The organism is Chitinophaga sancti (assembly GCF_034424315.1).
GTDB classification, from domain to species: domain Bacteria; phylum Bacteroidota; class Bacteroidia; order Chitinophagales; family Chitinophagaceae; genus Chitinophaga; species Chitinophaga sancti.
In genome coordinates this window covers 3,238,340-3,256,857 of the sequence record NZ_CP139972.1, presented here as the reverse complement: position 1 = coordinate 3,256,857, position 18,518 = coordinate 3,238,340, and the positions used below count along the sequence as shown (strand labels likewise).

Below are 18,518 nucleotides of genomic sequence, written 5' to 3'. Positions count from 1 at the left end.
AATGAAAATCTGGCAAAAAGACAAAGCAGCCCTCGCTGAAGTAGATAAATTCACGGTAGGTAAAGACCGTGAAATGGATGCTTTTCTCGCGCCTTTCGATGTGCTCGGGTCACTGGCGCATACGACAATGCTGCAGACAATTGGCCTGTTGACGGCAGATGAACTGGCTGTTTTGCAAAAGGAACTGAAACAAATTTATAAAGAGATACAGGAAGGCAATTTTGTACTGGAAGATGGGGTAGAAGATATTCACTCCCAGGTAGAATTGCTGCTGACCCGCCGTTTGGGTGAGGTGGGTAAAAAGATCCATAGCGGACGTTCCAGGAATGACCAGGTTTTAGTAGACCTGAAATTGTTCCTGCGTGCTGAGTTGCAGGGATTGGTACAGGAAGTGAAAACCCTGTTCGATTTATTACAGCAAAAGAGTGAGGAATACAAGGACCGCCTGATGCCGGGTTATACACACCTGCAGATCGCAATGCCTTCTTCATTCGGGCTCTGGTTCGGTGCATATGCAGAAAGCCTGGTCGATGACCTGACCATGCTGCAGGGAGCTTACAAAGTAGTGAATAAAAACCCGCTGGGTTCTGCTGCGGGATATGGTTCTTCCTTCCCCCTGAATCGTACACTCACTACCCAGTTATTAGGTTTCGATGACCTGAATTACAATGTGGTGTATGCGCAGATGGGCCGTGGTAAAACTGAGAAGATCGTATCTTTTGCACTGGCAGGTATAGCCGCTTCCCTGGCTAAGATGGCAATGGATGCAACGCTGTTTATGAACCAGAACTTCGGGTTCATCAGTTTCCCTGATGAGCTGACAACTGGTAGTTCCATTATGCCTCATAAAAAGAATCCGGATGTATGGGAACTGATCCGTTCTCATTGCAATAAATTACAGGCATTGCCGAATGAGATTGCGATGATGATCACCAATTTACCCCTGGGTTATCACAGGGATCTGCAATTGCTGAAAGAGAATTTGTTTCCTGCATTTGGGGTACTGAAAGATTGTATCAAAATGACAGGACTGATGCTGTCTAATATTCGTATCAAAGAGAATATCCTGGATGATGCGAAGTACCAATATCTGTTTAGCGTGGAGGTGGTGAATAAGCTCGTGCTGGAAGGAGTGCCTTTCAGAGAAGCTTACAAGCAGGTGGGATTGGATATTGAAAAGGGTGCGTTTGCACCTGAGAAAGCTGTGCAACATACACATGAGGGAAGTATTGGCAACCCGGGTACGGCAGAAATAAAGAAAATGATGGAAGATGTGTTGAAAGGTTTTAACTTTGTAAAAGTAGATGCGGCGATTGCGGCATTGACTAAGTAGACTTACTAACCGATTTTATTAAAAAGGGGTGGAATATTATTCCGCCCCTTTTTTTATCTCATAATACTTTTTATTTCATCCACCAGTCTGTCAATCTTCTTCGTATTCCGCACATGCCTGATCAGCAAACTCTTTGTATTCTTCGCCCCCGGCTCATGAAAGATCATATGTACTTCTGTACCTGAATAAGCCCCATTCGTTGTCTTTCTGATCATATGGAAGTTCTGAAAATATTCAAATGGCATTTTCAAATTCCCTATCCTCGCAGGACTCTTTTTCTCTACCATCCGGGTTTTAGTATCGAATATAATATTCATGAACATCGCATTCAAAAAGATGCCGGCAAACAGTAACGGCACTGCAATCATAAAGACCCGAAACATATCACTTTTATCCAGGCTATAAGCATACGGTGTACATTCATGTATGCCAAATGCCAGGCAGACAATCACAAAAAGAACAGCACCGATCCTGTGTTGTTTATAGGTGTAGATCCCATTGCTCTCAGTAAAGTACTGATATTCGGTTATGATCTCTTTCTGTTCCTTCAGTGGGCTGGACATATCCAGGTAGCGATGAATCAGGGGAATCACCTCATTGGTAAACGCCACACAATTAGGGTGCGTATCTTTTGCGTAATAGGAGGAAAGCGCAATGCCTTTTCCAAACTTGTTGTCTTTCGGATACATCCTGAAATTAAAACCCCCTGTTGACTGTCGCATTACATTGATACTGTGCAGCTGATCAAAAGATTTTGTTACGACGGGAATAATCCCCATCCACTTTTTAGTCATCGTGAAATTGCTATTGTCAAAGATAATATGCGTGTACCCGCTCGCAAAGAACAATGCCAGGAAGACAATAGAAAACGGAATGAGATAAGTCATTGTGTGGTCAAAACTGTAAGGTTCCATAATATACACAACAATGGTAAATCCGATAACAAGAATAGCCAGAATTACGCTTACGATAAAGTACAATCCGTAGGGGTAGATGGTGATCCTGTCACTTTCGACAGTCCATCTGGTCTTAATGAGTTTTTTAATTGACATATAGTTAAAATTTAGGGCTTCGGCGAAGATATAAAAAAAGAGCTTGGCCCATAAATAAAAATAGCCTCTGAGATTTGCTTAAACGGGAACACGACTCCATCAGGGATACGAAAAAAAAGAGGCCGTATCTGGATTATGATACAGCCTCTTTGGAGAGGATTGATTCGTTTACAATTTGAAAATGCAAAATGAATGACCCTTCTTTATTTTGATTAAAATCCAATATTCACCCCGGCAAAGAAATTGGTTCCTGCCATAGGGTAATACCCGTTTGTAGAGATTAACTGCCCGTTTTCCCGGTGTATATAAGTATAACCATTAGGGCTATACATAGCGTTCCAGATATTATTCAGCATAAACTGTATACCCAGCTCTTTAAAGAGATGCTGAGGCACGATGTAATTGAAGCGCAGATCATTGGTATAATACCCATCCAGGCTACGTTCTTTCTCACCTGTATTATCCAGGTATTGGCGGCTTACATACTTACCGACTAAACTGATCTCCAGGTTTTTGATCGGCTTTGCAGTCAGTGTATACCCACCTACGAAAGCAGGAGAAAACGCGATGTTACTGCTTTTAGATACCATGGTATCCTGGCCACCGGTATCGTAATTATCAACATAACTTACAAAGTTCTTCACTTTATTCTGACTAAGTGCTGCATTCAGCCCAATGCTGAAGTATTTGCCCAATCGCTGCGTGCCCTGCAACTCAATACCTGCACGATAACTCTTTGGAATATTGGTGCGGGTATAAGCGCCTACTTCATTCAGTTTACCGGTTTGCACCAGTTGATTTTTGTAGTTCATATAATAAACATTCGCCTGCAATACCAGGTTGTGTTTATGCAGGGTATAACCTGCTTCTACATCACGAAGTGATTCCGATTTTGGTGTCTGTTGCCGGGCTGCTTCGAAGTCATCGCGGTTAGGTTCTTTATTACCAACAGCGAAGGAAGCATATACATCCTGCTGCTCATTGATAGAGTAGGTGATACCTGCTTTCGGATTGAAGAACTTGTATTTGTTGTGCTGAATGAGTGTAGGATTTTTTTCAAAGCCATCGATATTATACTTCACATTGCGATACTGCAGATCGGCAAATATGCGGAGTGCTTTGGTCACCTTGTATTCACCTTTCCAGTAGATATTTGCATCACGCTTCATGGCATCGAGGTCATAGTATTTGTAATCCTTATTGATGGCGTATTGTGCCCAGATGACCTGGCCATTGTGATTGCCTTCGTACCGGTTCCAGCCCCCACCTACACTCCAGGAGAATTTAGCCCCCTGGTAATTGACAGAGAAGATGCTGCCATAGAAATTATTATCCAGCCATAGCTGGCGAATGAGATTTGTGCTGCTGACTTCCGCACCATTGATGACAGGATTTGTGAGGCCATAAGAGCTGTAAGCCTGTGCTTCTTTGTATTGTTCATAATACCCTTTTCCCTTGGTATAGTGAGCGGCAACGGTGAAGTTCAGTTTATCGCTAATAGCCTGGTTGAGGAACAACTGGTAGTTGTCCATCTGGTAATTGTCTGTTTCGTTCTTGTAGTAAGTGCCATCAGATTTTTGGCCGGCAGAATTATAAGTCCGGTGATGAGCCATGGAGTCCGGCGGAACACCATTCCAGGCCTGGTAAGTCTTTTCAGTACCAGAGGAGACATTCAGCCGGATAGCAGTGTTCCTGGAAATATAGGCAGCAGAAGTATAAAAAGATTTCAGGTTTGAGCTGGCGCGGTCAATGTAACCGTTGGATGTTACCCTGGAGAGACGTGCATCTACAGTGAAGTGACCGTTAATGAGACCGGTACCGGCTTTCACCGTGTTCTTCCAGGAATTGAAAGAGCCGAAGCTGTTGTAAATTTCACCGTAAGCTTTTTCTCTGTAGTCGTTGGTACTGATGTTGAGCGAAGCACCAAAAGCGCCTGCACCATTGGTAGAGGTACCTACACCACGCTGCAGTTGAATACTGCTCACGCTGGAAGCGAGGTCCGGAATATCTACGAAGTAAGTGCCCTGTGATTCAGCATCATTAACAGGAATACCATTGGTCGTAACGTTGATACGGGTAATGTCCGTACCTCTTACACGCAGGCCTGTATAACCAATACCAGTGCCAGCATCGGAGTTAGTGACTACGCCAGGCATTTGATTGAGCAGGATCGGGAGGTCTTGCCCCAGGTTCTGCTTTTTGATCTCTTCGGCAGTGATGGTAGATTGTGTAAAGGGTGCATGCTGGCCAACCCGGAGGCTGGTAATTTCCACAGGCTGTACGAAGAGACCGGTTTCTTCCAGTTGCAGGTCAGCATTGGTGCGGGTACCATTTGCGTGCACAGCAATAGTGAGAGGCTGAAAGCCCAGGTAAGTGGCTTTGATGGTAAAAGTGCCCTGTGAAGGGAGCAGTATGCGGTAAACGCCATTTACATTAGAATAAGCACCGGTATTATCGGCAGAAAGAATGCTGACAGAAACGCCTTCGAGCGGGCGGCCGGTTTTCTTGTCAGTAACTACACCGGTAAGCACGGTTTGTGCCTTTACCGAGACTGCGGCGAGTAACAGCCATAGCAGTAAGAATTGTCTCATGGACGCATTAGTTTAAAAAGCTACGCTATGAGGGTAGCATTAAGTTATCTGCTACGCATGTGCGTGCAGCTTGCCGTATGTGGGTAAGGAAGAATTGATTCACTTACCTTTCCTAATCAGCATTACCTGATCAGGTTCAACGGGTCTGATCTCAGCCTGATAGTAAGGCACCCCGAGGTGAAGCCGGTTGGTGGTTTTGAAAAATGTACGGTTGTACATACCGGTTTCAGGTACAAAGGTATAGTGTGCCCGGCTAAAAACGAGAAATTTTTTTTAAATGATAGAAATTCATTAAATTAGAATTGCATATATATATTATCCCCCCTGGAAAGATTTCACACGTTTTATTATTTATTGTTAACCATCAATTTGTAATTGCATGATCAAACTTTCGGTCATTGGCCATCTGGGGCATGATGCTTTGAAAAAAGTCATCAATGGGAAATCTATGCTGTCATTTAGTGTAGCGCAAAACGAACAATTTAGAAACCTACAGGGAGTGGTGCAGGAGCGGACTACCTGGATTAATTGTTCTGTCTGGGGGCGCGATAGCCTGGCACCGTATTTAAGAAAGGGTACTTTGGTGTACCTGGAAGGCCGGCCTGATTTCAAAGGCTTTGTAGGAAAGCAGGGAGAGGCGCTGGCAGGGGTGAACCTGAGAGTGGGGGAGCTGGCTTTACTGCCGGGAGCAAGGGGTGTGCTGGGAACGAGCCGTGCCGGGGTAGAGGAGGCGAGCCTTGGAGAAGAAGTAGCTGATAGTGAGGAGATGGAAGATGAGGTGGGTGAAGAACTGGATGGGGAAGATGGAGAAGAATTGAAAGGTGAGGAGGATGAGGAAGTGAAGGACGATGGAAGGAGGAGTGATTTGCCATTTTAATGAATTTCCTTTTTAAGAGGGGATGGATTTCGTCTTATAAGGGATGATATCATCTTTTAAGAAGAGATAAATTTCGTCTATAGGTCTGTTCTTTATCCCTGAGTGATGTCAGCAGTTCATTGATATTTTCATTTCTATGAATTTAAAAAACTCACTTTTGCCAAAAGCAGGAGTGAGTTTTTTTATTCATCCATGTGTTCAAAAAAAAACTTTTAGCCATTTTTCTAATGAACTGCCTGCTTTGTAAGCAGCTATGGCATTGCGTTAGGACGAACCGGCCTGTTGTTTGATTTAGCGGGAAAAACAAATTCTTTTAAAAAAGATTTGGCAGCGATGATTCTTTTTCTATCTTTGCACTCTCATTGCGAGGTAGAGCAGAGGTAGCTCGTCGGGCTCATAACCCGAAGGTCAGAGGTTCGAATCCCCTCCTCGCTACAAACGAAGTCCCGACCAGGTCGGGATTTTTTTATAGCATTCAGAAAGAAGCCGAGCAATTCGGCTTTTTTTATTTCTGGTAATTTAGGAAATTAGAATAGAATCTTTAATACATGCATAAAGCAGGGTTTGTAAATATCTTCGGTAAAGCAAATGCAGGGAAAAGCACCCTCATGAACGTACTCATTGGCGAAAAGCTCGCTATTGTTTCGCCGAAGGTGCAAACAACCAGACACCGCATTACAGGAATCGTCACTACAGACGATTACCAGATCGTTTTTTCTGATACCCCGGGTATCATAGATCCCCGTTATCGCTTACACGAAAAAATGATGGGTGCCGTGAAGTCTGCATTGGAAGATGCGGACGTCGCCATGCTGATGATGGATGTCAGAGATAATGTTGCTGAAAACCTCGCACTCTTTGACTCGCTGAAACTGAAAGCAAAATGTCTGCTTGTGATCAACAAGATGGATGTGATGGAAAAAGAGAAGCTGGAAGAAGTCGTGAAGCAATGTGAAGAGTGGGGCAAGGCACCCGTGATCACCATCTCTGCCTTGCAGAATAAGGGCGTGGATGCACTGTTAAAGCGCATCGTAGAATTGCTGCCGGAGAGTGACCCGTTCTATCCCGAAGATACATTGACTGATAAATCAACCCGTTTCTTTGTAGCAGAGATGATCAGGGAAAAGATCTTTCATTTGTACGAAGAAGAGATTCCTTACCACACAGCTGTAGTCGTAACACAGTACCAGGAAAAAACGACGCTGACGAAAATATCTGCAGAGATTATCGTGACAAGGGATACACAGAAGGGGATTATCCTGGGAGATAAAGGAAGCGGGATCAGGAAACTGGGTACCATGGCACGTGAGGATATTGAAAAGTTTATTGGGCAGAAAGTGTTTTTGGAATTGTTTGTGAAGGTGAGAGGGAAATGGAGAGATAATGATCTTTATTTGAAAGAGTACGGGTACTAAGAGATTGAAAGGGTAGAGGAGCGTGGTTTTACATACCGAAGGAATAAACCCCTTCTTGTTTGAAGATTTATAACGCACTGATAAAACGAGTGCAGATTAAAAGTTCGCAGGAACTTCATCAATTTTAAGTTTAGTAATTTTTAAATATTATGGCTGGATTTACAGTAGCAATTGTCGGTCGTCCTAATGTGGGTAAGTCTACCCTGTTCAACCGTTTGCTGGAACAGCGCAAAGCCATTGTGGATGACGTGAGTGGCGTAACCAGGGACAGACAGTATGGTGTGGCAGACTGGAATGGCAAATCTTTCAACGTAATTGATACCGGTGGTTTTGTACACGGTAGTGATGATGTTTTTGAACGTGAGATCCGCAAGCAGGTGAAAATCGCCATGGATGAAGCAAACGTTTTGCTCTTTATGTGTGACGCTGCCACCGGTATTACAGATCTCGATGATAATATGGCGGAGTTATTGCGCCGCTCTTCCAAACCGGTGTTCCTTGTTGTCAACAAAGTAGATAACAATAACCGTATGCTGGAAGCCAACGAGTTTTATAGCCTTGGTTTTGAAAAAGTATTCTTCATGTCCTCTATGAGCGGTAGTGGTAGCGGCGAATTACTCGATGCCGTGGCTGAGCTGATACCTGAAGAAGAAAATACTGAAGGCGCTGAAGAAGGTGAAATTCCTAAAATAGCCATCATCGGTCAGCCGAATGTAGGTAAATCTTCTTTGTTGAATGCATTGATTGGTGAAGAACGTAACATCGTTTCTGATATTCCTGGTACTACCAGGGATACCATTCACACGCACTACAAAATGTTCCAGAAAGATTTCATACTGATCGATACTGCGGGTTTACGCCGTAAGACGAAAGTACAGGAAGACCTGGAATTCTATTCTGTGATCCGTGCTATCAAAGCGATGGATGAAGCAGATGTATGCCTGTTGTTGCTGGATGCTACCAAAGGTATCACTGCGCAGGATCTGAATATCTTTAGTCTGGCTGCGCGTAAGGGTAAAGCAATCGTGGTGCTGGTGAATAAATGGGATTTGATTGAAGATAAGAAGACCAATACTACCCGTGATTACGAAAAACAGCTGAAAGAGAGACTGGCCCCATTCAGTAATGTGCCTGTTATCTTTACTTCAGTAACAGAAAAGCAGCGTATTTTCAAGGCGATCGAAGAGGGCCTTCGTGTATACGAAAACCGTAAGCGTAAGGTACAGACTTCCAAGCTGAATGAAGTAATGCTGAAGGCGATCGAGTCATTCCATCCACCGGTAGTAAGGGGTATACCTATCAAGATCAAGTATGTAACCCAGTTACCGACCTATACGCCTGCATTTGCATTTTTCTGTAACCTGCCGGATGATGTGAAGCAACCGTATCGTAACTACCTTGAGAATCAGATCCGTACAAACTTTGATTTCGAAGGGGTACCTATCAAATTGTTCTTCCGCAAGAAATAATATTTGTTTTTTTAATAAATAGGGATGAAAGTGTTCTATAATTAAAAATAACTATATACCTTTGCCCATCTTTAAAAATTATCAAAGCATGAAAAAATTATTCTTTTTAGCAGCAGCTGCTGGTCTGTTCTTCGTAGCTTGTAACGGTGGTTCTACTCCTGCTACAGATTCTACTGCTACTGCTCCAACTGTTGATTCAGTTGCTACAGCTCCAGCTGCTGATTCAGTTGCTGCTCCAGTTGCAGATTCAGTTACTGCTCCAGCTGCTGATTCAGTTGCTAAGTAAGACTAACGTTTTACAAGAAATTTGCCTTCCTGCATGCAGGAAGGCTTTTTTATTTTCAGGACTTTCCTATATAAAAAAGGCTGGTGTTATGCACACCAGCCTTTTTTATTTAATCGTTACTTTCTTTGTTCAGTACATCTATCGCTTTCTTCATCATCTCATCATTCTTATTCAGCGATTCCCAATACCCTTCATAACTCCAGATTTGCCTCGCCAATATCGCTTTCAAACGATTCTGGATCTCCACTTCATCATGTGGTTTCAAACCATTTACACCTTTTATACTATCACGTTCTGCATAGCTCTTGAATGCATTCATAATACTCGCCGGTACCTGGTATTGATTCACAAACTGTGATGCATCTTTATATTGTTTGAACTCGTTTTTGTGCCCTACATAGTATTGATACACAAAATTACTGAAGGCACTACGGGAATACATACCCGAAAGGACCGGAGAGAAACGGCTGGTATCAAACGGAATGAAGATATCAGGTGTGATACCTCCACCGCCATAAACGACTCTGCCACTGGCTGTTTTGTATTTAACGGTGTCCAGTACTTTGATACTATCCTGGTTTACAAACTCACCATGATTAAAGCGGTTCAGGATATCTTCATCATATGCCTCGCGGCCATTTGCGTAAGACTTCTGAATACTTCTGCCGGAAGGGGTGTAGTAACGGGCTACTGTAAGGCGCAGTGCACCACCATTGCTCAGGTCGAACTGTTCCTGCACCAGGCCTTTACCAAAGGTACGGCGACCGATAATGGTACCGCGATCCCAGTCCTGCACAGCACCTGCCAGTATTTCGCTGGCACTTGCAGACCCCTCATCCGTAAGGATAGCCAGGGCACCGTGTTCAAACAAGCCAGGTTTCTCACATTTGTAGTCAGTACGCGGATAGCTTTTACCTTTTGTATACAGGATCAGTTTATTATCATCCAGCAATTCATCTGCAATACGGGTAGCCGCATCGAGATAGCCACCGGGATTCTGGCGGAGGTCGATCACCAGTTTCTTCATCTTTTGCTTTTCCAGTTTGCGCATAGCCTGCATGAACTCATCGAAGGTCGTGCCGCTGAACTTACTTATTTTAATATACCCGATCTCCGGCGTTGCCATATAGCTGGCATCGATGCTGTACAACGGAATGATACCCCGGGTGATCTGGATCGGGAGTATCTTATTGTTTCGCATCATGGCCACATTTACTTTGGAACCTTTCGGTCCACGCAGCAGCTGGCGGATCTTATCGCTGGTAATATGATTACCTGCTACCAGGCTGTCGTTTACCCTGATGATCTTATCGCCTGTTTGTACCCCTGCCGTTTCTGAAGGGCCGCCGGCGATCACAGAGATCACATTCACGGTATCGGCAGTGATGTTGAATTCCACCCCAATACCCTGGAAATTGCCATCCAGATCTTCATTCACTTCTTCCAGGCTGGAAGGGGGGATGTAGATGGAGTGGGGGTCGAGGTGGCTGAGGAGGCCTTCGATCGCTTCCTGCTGCAGATCGCCCAGTTTCAGGGTATCTACATATTTTACTTTGAGAAGGTCCATGACTTCCTGTAAAGGTCCCCTGTCTACCCGGCTAAAAAGGAGCGTTTGCGCTCCGGTGTTAGACCCCGGCATTTTATGGCCCAGATACATTCCCAACGCCAGTACAACGGCTAAAAGTAACGGTAAAAAAACATTCAATTTCCTGTTCGACATAAACTTCGAGTATTAAGATTGCGGCAATGCCCGCTTCGCTGTGGCCATTTTTAGGTAATTTTTACAGCAGTAGTATATATAATCCTGTTTTGTTTAACTTGTGGGGCAAAAATAGCATAATAACAAATAATCATCACCTAAACCTCAAACCTTAACGGGCGTGTCATGAAAATAAAGCTAATTGCAGATAGTGGGTCCACCAAGGCGGATTGGTGTTTGACAGGAGGCAATGAAACCGGGCATTTTGCTACACAGGGCATCAGCCCTTACTTCTTAAACGCACAGCAAATCAGGGAGATCCTGGAACGGGAGCTATTACCACAGCTGCCTGCCGACGTTGAGATCGCAGAAATTTTTTATTATGGTACGGGTTGTTTACAACCAAAGAGTGTTCAAATTGTACAAACAGCCCTGCAATCTGTATGGCCTGCGGCGGCTGTAACCGTGAATCATGACCTGATGGGTGCTGCCAGGGCATTGTGCGGCAGAAACCCGGGTATAGCCAGTATCCTGGGTACAGGTTCCAATTCTGGTTTTTATGATGGCACACGCATTGTAAAGAATAATCCCGGATTGGGCTATGTACTGGGCGATGAGGGTAGTGGTGCCGTGTTGGGTAAAAAGCTGTTGCAAATGTACCTTTACAATTCTTTTGACGAGGAACTGAAGGCGCGCTTTGACGAAACCTATAATACTTCCAACGACGAAATCCTGGAGAACGTATACCGTAAACCATTGCCGAACCGTTATCTGGCAGGTTTTGCACGTTTCCTGGGAGAGAACAGAGGTCACTATATTATTGAGAACATCCTGGAAGACGGGCTGAACGAGTTCTTTTTTAATCACATCTATAAGTACAGCGAAAGCTGGACACATCCGCTGCACTTCACTGGTAGCATAGCCTGGAACTTCAGGGATATTCTGCAGGAGCTCTGCGAACTATATGAGTTGCAGCTGGGAAGGATATTACGGAGCCCTATGGAAGGGTTGCTGGAGTATCATCAATCTTAAAATTTATCAATTCGAAAATGTCTTTTCAGAGAACCACTGAGCAACCTTCACACTATAGACATCTGGAGAAGATGAGTGTGCAGGAGATCCTGAGTAATATTAATCAAGAAGATAAAACTGTACCCCAGGCTGTAGAACAAGCATTACCCCAGGTAGAAAAACTGGTGACCGTAATTGCGGATAAGATGCTGGCCGGTGGCCGGTTATTTTATATGGGGGCCGGTACCAGCGGAAGACTGGGTATTGTGGATGCGAGTGAGTGTCCGCCCACTTTCGGAGTGCCATTTGGATTGGTGATTGGACTGATTGCAGGTGGAGATACAGCTATACGCCGGGCCGTGGAATTTGCGGAGGATGATAAGGAGCAGGGATGGAAAGACCTTTTAGCGCATAATATTACAGAGAAAGACGTTGTAGTAGGCATTGCAGCAAGTGGTACCACACCTTATGTGATCGGGGCTTTGAACAAATGCCGGGAAGAAGGGATTGTGACCGGGAGTATTAGTTGTAATGCCGGGTCGCCGGTATCAGCAGCCGCAGATTACCCGATCGAGGTAGTAGTAGGGCCGGAATTTGTGACGGGAAGTACGCGGATGAAGAGCGGAACGGCGCAGAAACTGGTGTTAAATATGATTTCGACGGCGGTAATGATCCAGTTAGGCAGGGTGGAGGATAATAAGATGGTGAACATGCAGCTTACAAATGATAAGCTGGTGGATAGGGGAGTGAGAATGCTGATGGGGCAGTTAGGTTTGGAAGATTATGAGCAGGCGAAAGAATTGTTGCTGCAGGCCGGAAGTGTGAAGCAGGCAATGGAGGCATACAGGAAGTAGGCATCCTGATTTTTCCAACCCACATGAATAAACCAGATTTGCAGTTTTTTCGCGAAATTTGTGAAGACAGTAATTTCAGAAAATAACCATGCACAATATAGAACCCTTTTATAACTGGCGTCATTTATATGCTGCGGAAGAGGATGAAAGCTCGCCTTTCTACGGAAGAGAATACAGTGAGTTCACCTATTCAAACACGGTATATAATTATTATGTCCATCCACAATGGGATGAATTCGGTTCCCGGAACCTGTACATGAAGGTGCTGTTTGCTGATTATCAATTCAATTATGTCATCATAGAGTTATTGGGAGAATGGAATGACGCGATTGAAAACGACATCATGATCCTGAAAAGAGACGTTATTGATGTGATGATCGCTACAGGGATCAGAAAATTTCTGTTAATAACTGAAAACGTAATGAACTTTCACTCCTCTGATGATTGTTATTACGAGGAGTGGTGGGATGATATCAAAGATGACGGCGGGTGGATTGTGGCTTTGAATATGCCTGTGCAAACCAGGCAGGAGTTCGAGAAAGCACACCTGGACAACTATGTTCACTTGCTGGATGTCGAAAAATGGCGGCCTTATCAACCCCAACACATTTATAACGAGATAGATAACCTGATGATGCGGAGGTTGGACTAGTGATCGCATCGGGCAATTGATGAATTCCGCGTGGCCTTTTTGCCGGGTGAAGGAACTCGCATACCTACCTCATTGGGAATGAATACCATTGGGGTTTTCATCTACCCGAAATATGAGAAATATCATTTGGTTTTTATTTTTCCCGCTTTAACTTTGCGCGATATATTCGAATAATTATCATATCATCTTTTAAGGAAGCTAATTTTACTTATGAAGTGGTCACAGTTTTTTAATACCTCTATCGGTAAAAAATTATTAGTGGGTGCTACCGGCCTGTTCCTTTGTAGTTTCGTTATTGTGCATCTTGTAGGTAATCTTCAGCTGCTGCTCAATGATAACGGAGAAGGCTTTAACACTTACGCGGATTTCATGGCCCACAACGAATTGATCCAGCTTGTGGCATGGGGTTTAAAAGTCGCGGTTATAATCCACTTCTGGGTTGCATTACAACTTACTTTCAGCAACAAAAAAGCTCGTCCGGTTAAGTATGCTGTAAATCCGGGTAATCAGACTTCTTCCTGGTTTAGCCGTCAAATGGCGTTCATGGGAAGTATTCTGCTGGTATTCCTGCTCATTCACCTGAAAGATTTCTGGTGGGCTATGCACTACGGTGACCTGCCTAAAGGAACTTTTGGTGGTAAAGAAGTTGTTGACCTGTACAGCACCGTATACGTTGCGTTTACCGAGCTTTGGCTGGTAATCCTGTACGTTATTGGTATGGTAGGTCTGTCTTTCCACCTGATCCATGGCTTTAAGAGTGCTTTCCAGACTTTTGGTCTGAACCATGTAAAGTACAATGGCCTGATCAATTTTGTAGGTGTATGGATTTTTGGAGTACTGATTCCTGTTGGTTTCGCTGCTATTCCCGTGATTATCTATTTAAAACATTAAGTAAAGTAAGGAGCTATGTTAAACTCAAAAATTCCTGCCGGACCATTAGAACATAAATGGGAAGAATATAAGGGGCATTGTAAGCTGGTGAACCCGGCTAACAAGCGCAACATGGAAGTGATCATTGTGGGTACCGGTCTCGCAGGGGCATCTGCTGCTGCGTCATTGGGCGAGTTAGGATATAAAGTAAAAGCTTTCTGTTTTCAGGATAGCGCCCGCCGTGCACATAGTATTGCTGCACAGGGTGGTATCAACGCTGCTAAAAATTACCAGAACGACGGTGACTCTGTTTACCGTTTGTTTTACGATACTGTAAAAGGTGGTGACTACCGTGCCCGCGAAGCAAATGTGCATCGGCTGGCAGAAGTGAGCGGAAATATTATTGACCAGTGCGTGGCACAGGGTGTTCCTTTTGCACGTGAGTATGGTGGTATGCTGAGCAACCGTTCATTCGGTGGTACCCAGGTACAACGTACTTTCTACGCAGCAGGTCAAACAGGTCAGCAGCTGCTGTTAGGTGCTTATTCTGCATTACAGCGCCAGGTGGCATTGGGCAACGTAACCATGTATACCCGTCATGAAATGCTGGAGATCGTAACGATCGATGGCAAAGCACGTGGTATCATCGCCCGTGACCTCATCACTGGTAAGCTGGAACGCCATTTCGGTCATGCAGTATTACTGTGTACCGGTGGTTATGGCAACGTATTCTACCTGTCTACCAACGCAATGGGTTCTAACGTAACCGCTGCATGGAAGGCCACTAAAAAAGGTGCTTTCTTCGGTAACCCATGTTACACTCAGATCCACCCGACCTGTATCCCTGTTTCCGGTGATCATCAGTCCAAACTGACATTGATGTCTGAATCACTGCGTAACGATGGTCGTATCTGGGTGCCTAAAAAACAAAACGATAACCGTAAACCAGCTGATATCCCTGAAGATGAAAGGGATTATTACCTGGAAAGAAGATATCCTGCATTCGGTAACCTGGTACCTCGTGATGTGGCTTCCCGTGCTGCAAAAGAAAGATGTGATGCCGGTTATGGTGTAGGTAGTTCCAAACAGGCTGTATACCTCGATTATGCTTCTGCTATCGAGCGTTATGGTAAGATTGAAGCTAACAAAAGACAGATGCACGACGCATCTCCTGCCCTGATCGATAAATTGGGTAAAGAAGTAGTGGCAGAGAAATATGGTAACCTGTTCGACATGTACGCAAAGATCACCGGTGAGAACCCTTACGAGGTGCCAATGCGTATCTACCCTGCGGTACACTATACCATGGGTGGTCTGTGGGTTGACTATGAACTGATGACTTCTGTAACGGGTCTGTATGCACTGGGTGAAGCTAACTTCTCCGATCACGGTGCAAACCGCCTGGGTGCTTCTGCACTGATGCAGGGCCTGGCAGACGGTTACTTTGTGATTCCTTATACACTGGGCAACTACCTGGCTGATGATATCAGAACCAAGGCCATCCCTACCGATCATCCTGCCTTCGCAGAAGCTGAGAAGAACGTACAGGATACCCTGGATAAACTGATGAACATCAAGGGTACCAAATCCGTAGATTACTTCCACAAGAAACTGGGTAAGATCATGTGGGAAAAATGCGGTATGGCGCGTAACGAACAAGGTCTGACAGAAGCAATCGATGAGATCATTGCTTTACAGAAAGAGTTCTGGAGCGACGTTCGTGTTCCTGGTGAGCAAAATGAGTTCAACCCTGAACTGGAGAAAGCTGGCCGTGTAGCCGACTTCCTGGAACTGGGTGAGCTGATGTGCCGCGATGCACTGAACCGTAGAGAAAGCTGTGGTGGTCACTTCCGTGAAGAATCTCAGGAAGATGGCGGTGAAGCAAAACGTGATGACGAAAACTTCTCTTACGTATCTGCATGGGAATACAAAGGACCTAACCAATATGAGCTGCATAAAGAAGAGCTGGTATTTGAGGTTTGTAAACCTACTCAGCGTAACTATAAATAAGGTCTTGCCTGGCTCCGGCCAGATTATTTACAACAATAATAGTCCAACCAGATGGTACATTATAACATGAATCTTACACTTAAAGTGTGGAGACAGAAAAACGCAGAGGCGAAGGGTAATTTCGAAAATTACCAGGTAAGTGAGATTTCTTCTGAAATGTCATTCCTGGAAATGTTCGATGTGCTGAATGAGCGTCTCGTTAACGAAGGGAAAGATCCAATCGCTTTCGACCACGATTGCCGCGAAGGTATTTGCGGTATGTGTTCTATGCATATCAATGGCCGTGCACACGGTCCATGGCAGGGTACTACCACTTGTCAGCTGCACATGCGTGCTTTCAAGGATGGTGATACCATCACTGTAGAACCATGGAGAGCGGGTGCGTTCCCTGTGATCAAAGACTTAACTGTACATCGTGCAGCGTTTGACCGTATCATGGAAGCAGGTGGTTTCGTATCTGTAAATACAGGTAATGCACAGGATGCGAACAACATTCCTGTTCCTAAGGATGATGCAGATGCTGCTTTTGCTGCTGCTGCCTGTATCGGTTGTGGTGCGTGTGTAGCTGCATGTAAAAACTCTTCTGCTATGCTGTTTGTAGCTGCAAAGGTATCCCAGCTGGCATTGCTGCCACAGGGTCAGCCTGAGAAGAAGAGCCGTGTACTGAACATGCTGGCTCAAATGGATAAAGAAGGTTTCGGTAGCTGTACAAATACAGGTGCTTGTGAAGCTGAATGTCCTAAAGAGATCTCACTGACTAATATTGCCCGTTTGAACAGGGAGTTTATCAGTGCTGGTTTTACTTACGGAAAGTAATATCGTCGTAATTGAAAATATAGAGGATGTATCCACAAGGGTACATCCTTTTTTTATGGATTTGCGGGTGCTTGTTGTAGCGATAGCCGCGACAAGCACCCGCTTTCGCAGTGCTGAACTTTTGCTGAAAGCAAAAGTTCAGCACAACGTTTATTGTTTTTTGCAGGCATAAGTTGTAATTTCCTGTAGTACCCAAATAATTTCCGTTATGACCCAACAATCCCGAAGAACATTCCTGCGCAATGTAGGCGGCACTGCAGCCCTCCTTGGACCATTATCTTCCTTTGCCAGATTCTCCCCCAATGACAAGATCCGTATCGGCTGTGTAGGCATGGGCATCCAGGGCTTTGCTGATGTAAAAGACTCACTCAGCGTTCCCGGTGTAGAACTGGCAGGTATTGCAGACCTCTATACCGGCCACCTCACAAAAGTAAAAGAGGTATACGGCAACAACATCTTTACCACCCGCGATTACAGGGAACTGCTGGAAAGAAAAGACATCGATGCGATCATCGTTGCCACCCCTGACTTCTGGCATGACACCATCTCTATCGCTGCCATGGAAAAAGGGAAGGCTGTCTACTGTGAAAAGCCCATGGTACAGCAGATCTCCGAAGGGCACCAGGTCATTGCCACCCAGGCAAAGACAAAAGCCGTATTCCAGGTGGGCAGTCAGCGGGTAAGTAGTATAGGCCTTGCTGAAGCGAGAAAACGCTACCTGGCAGGTGATATCGGCGAACTGGTATTGGTCGAAGCTCACATGGATCGCCATGATGCCATTGGCGCCTGGCAATATTCCATTCCACCCGATGCCTCACCCGCTACCGTAGATTTTGATACCTGGCTGAAAGACACTGCCAAAATTCCCTTTGATCCCATTCGCTTTTTCCGCTGGCGCAATTACCAGGCTTATGGTACAGGTATTCCCGGTGACCTGTTTGTACACCTCATTTCAGGTTTGCATTTTATGACAGGTGCTTTAGGGCCTCAAAGAGTGTATGCTACAGGTGCCCTGAAACAATGGAATGATGGTCGCGATGTACCTGATGTCGTGATGGCGCTTATGGACTACCCGGGATTCCAGGTAAACCTGAGAGTAAACTTTGCCGATGGTGGTGGCGGCGGTGAATTCACAAGGTTGGTTGGCACCGAAGGAATTTTGGAATTAGGCTGGGATAGCTTCAAAATAAAGAAGCATAAACTCGCTGCGGCACCGGGATATGGTGGCTGGGATACTTACAATACCTGGCCCAAAGCCACGCAGGATGCCTATGTAAAAGAATATAATGAGAAGTATAGCCCTGAGCAAAGACAGCAACCTGTACAGGTAGGAGAGAGTGCGTTCAACGCACCTGAAGGATATAACTCCCATGCCGAACACCTCGCAAATTTCTATGAATCTGTACGAAGCGGCAGGAAAGTGGTAGAAGATGCTACCTTTGGACTTCGGGCGGCAGGACCCGCTTTGCTAACGAATGAGAGTTATTTTCAGCAGCGCCCTATAAAGTGGGACCCCGTGAAGATGGTGGAGGTAGGTTAATTTTGTACTTTTATAGCCTCAATTATTACCACCTATGAGGATA

At 44.9% G+C, this 18,518-nt stretch carries 15 protein-coding genes, 1 tRNA gene and 1 riboswitch; of the genes, 13 read left to right on the top strand and 3 right to left on the bottom strand.

Annotated features, from left to right (window positions below; translation table 11 throughout):
• Nucleotide 1: 1 nt before the first annotated feature.
• Entirely contained in the window at nt 2-1,333 is a 1,332-nt protein-coding gene (gene argH, locus U0033_RS12400; RefSeq protein WP_072361130.1) for an argininosuccinate lyase, read from the top strand.
• 53 nt (nt 1,334-1,386) lie between these two features.
• Here argH and U0033_RS12395 read toward each other — a convergent pair whose 3' ends face one another.
• Both U0033_RS12395 and U0033_RS12390 read right to left on the bottom strand, forming a co-directional pair.
• Nucleotides 1,387-2,385, bottom strand: coding sequence for a hypothetical protein (locus U0033_RS12395; RefSeq protein WP_072361132.1), 999 nt, complete (start codon nt 2,383-2,385; stop codon nt 1,387-1,389).
• Nucleotides 2,386-2,597: 212 nt separating this feature from the next.
• Nucleotides 2,598-4,976, bottom strand: coding sequence for a TonB-dependent receptor (locus U0033_RS12390; protein WP_072361133.1), 2,379 nt, complete (start codon nt 4,974-4,976; stop codon nt 2,598-2,600).
• 92 nt (nt 4,977-5,068) lie between these two features.
• Nucleotides 5,069-5,161: riboswitch (TPP riboswitch) on the bottom strand.
• 194 nt (nt 5,162-5,355) lie between these two features.
• Here U0033_RS12390 and U0033_RS12385 point away from each other — a divergent pair.
• The 5 genes from U0033_RS12385 to U0033_RS12365 all read left to right on the top strand — a co-directional run bounded on the left by U0033_RS12385 (nt 5,356) and on the right by U0033_RS12365 (nt 9,023).
• On the top strand, nt 5,356-5,853 hold the full coding sequence (locus U0033_RS12385) for a single-stranded DNA-binding protein (protein WP_072361135.1): 498 nt from the start codon (nt 5,356-5,358) through the stop codon (nt 5,851-5,853).
• 363 nt (nt 5,854-6,216) lie between these two features.
• Nucleotides 6,217-6,288 (top strand) — tRNA-Met (locus U0033_RS12380).
• A 113-nt stretch (nt 6,289-6,401) separates the two neighbouring features.
• On the top strand, nt 6,402-7,268 hold the full coding sequence (gene era / locus U0033_RS12375; RefSeq protein ID WP_072361137.1) for a GTPase Era: 867 nt from the start codon (nt 6,402-6,404) through the stop codon (nt 7,266-7,268).
• A 149-nt stretch (nt 7,269-7,417) separates the two neighbouring features.
• Nucleotides 7,418-8,737 carry a ribosome biogenesis GTPase Der gene (der, locus tag U0033_RS12370; protein ID WP_072361139.1) on the top strand — a complete coding sequence of 440 codons (1,320 nt, stop codon included), beginning with the start codon at nt 7,418-7,420 and terminating at the stop codon, nt 8,735-8,737.
• Nucleotides 8,738-8,825: 88 nt separating this feature from the next.
• Entirely contained in the window at nt 8,826-9,023 is a 198-nt protein-coding gene (locus tag U0033_RS12365) for a hypothetical protein (protein ID WP_072361141.1), read from the top strand.
• A gap of 109 nt (nt 9,024-9,132) precedes the next feature.
• Here the strand turns inward: U0033_RS12365 and U0033_RS12360 are convergent, their stop codons facing one another.
• Nucleotides 9,133-10,743, bottom strand: coding sequence for a S41 family peptidase (locus U0033_RS12360; protein WP_072361143.1), 1,611 nt, complete (start codon nt 10,741-10,743; stop codon nt 9,133-9,135).
• A 165-nt stretch (nt 10,744-10,908) separates the two neighbouring features.
• Here U0033_RS12360 and U0033_RS12355 point away from each other — a divergent pair, with 165 nt between their 5' ends.
• From U0033_RS12355 to U0033_RS12325, 7 genes are all read left to right on the top strand, one after another.
• Complete coding sequence (locus tag U0033_RS12355) at nt 10,909-11,754, top strand: N-acetylglucosamine kinase (RefSeq protein WP_072361145.1); 846 nt, start codon at nt 10,909-10,911, stop codon at nt 11,752-11,754.
• Nucleotides 11,755-11,771: 17 nt separating this feature from the next.
• Entirely contained in the window at nt 11,772-12,587 is an 816-nt protein-coding gene (gene murQ, locus U0033_RS12350) for an N-acetylmuramic acid 6-phosphate etherase (protein ID WP_072361147.1), read from the top strand.
• An 88-nt stretch (nt 12,588-12,675) separates the two neighbouring features.
• Nucleotides 12,676-13,239: a hypothetical protein gene (locus tag U0033_RS12345; protein WP_072361150.1), complete on the top strand. Its 564-nt coding sequence runs from the start codon at nt 12,676-12,678 to the stop codon at nt 13,237-13,239.
• 210 nt (nt 13,240-13,449) lie between these two features.
• Entirely contained in the window at nt 13,450-14,130 is a 681-nt protein-coding gene (locus tag U0033_RS12340; RefSeq protein WP_072361153.1) for a succinate dehydrogenase cytochrome b subunit, read from the top strand.
• Between the two features lie 15 nt (nt 14,131-14,145).
• On the top strand, nt 14,146-16,119 hold the full coding sequence (locus tag U0033_RS12335; protein ID WP_072361156.1) for a fumarate reductase/succinate dehydrogenase flavoprotein subunit: 1,974 nt from the start codon (nt 14,146-14,148) through the stop codon (nt 16,117-16,119).
• Nucleotides 16,120-16,185: 66 nt separating this feature from the next.
• Nucleotides 16,186-16,935 (top strand): succinate dehydrogenase/fumarate reductase iron-sulfur subunit, encoded by a 750-nt coding sequence (locus U0033_RS12330; protein WP_245801772.1) that lies wholly within the window; start codon nt 16,186-16,188, stop codon nt 16,933-16,935.
• A gap of 208 nt (nt 16,936-17,143) precedes the next feature.
• Nucleotides 17,144-18,475, top strand: a complete 1,332-nt coding sequence (locus tag U0033_RS12325; protein ID WP_072361164.1) for a Gfo/Idh/MocA family protein — start codon at nt 17,144-17,146, stop codon at nt 18,473-18,475.
• The last annotated feature ends 43 nt before the right edge of the window (nt 18,476-18,518 follow it).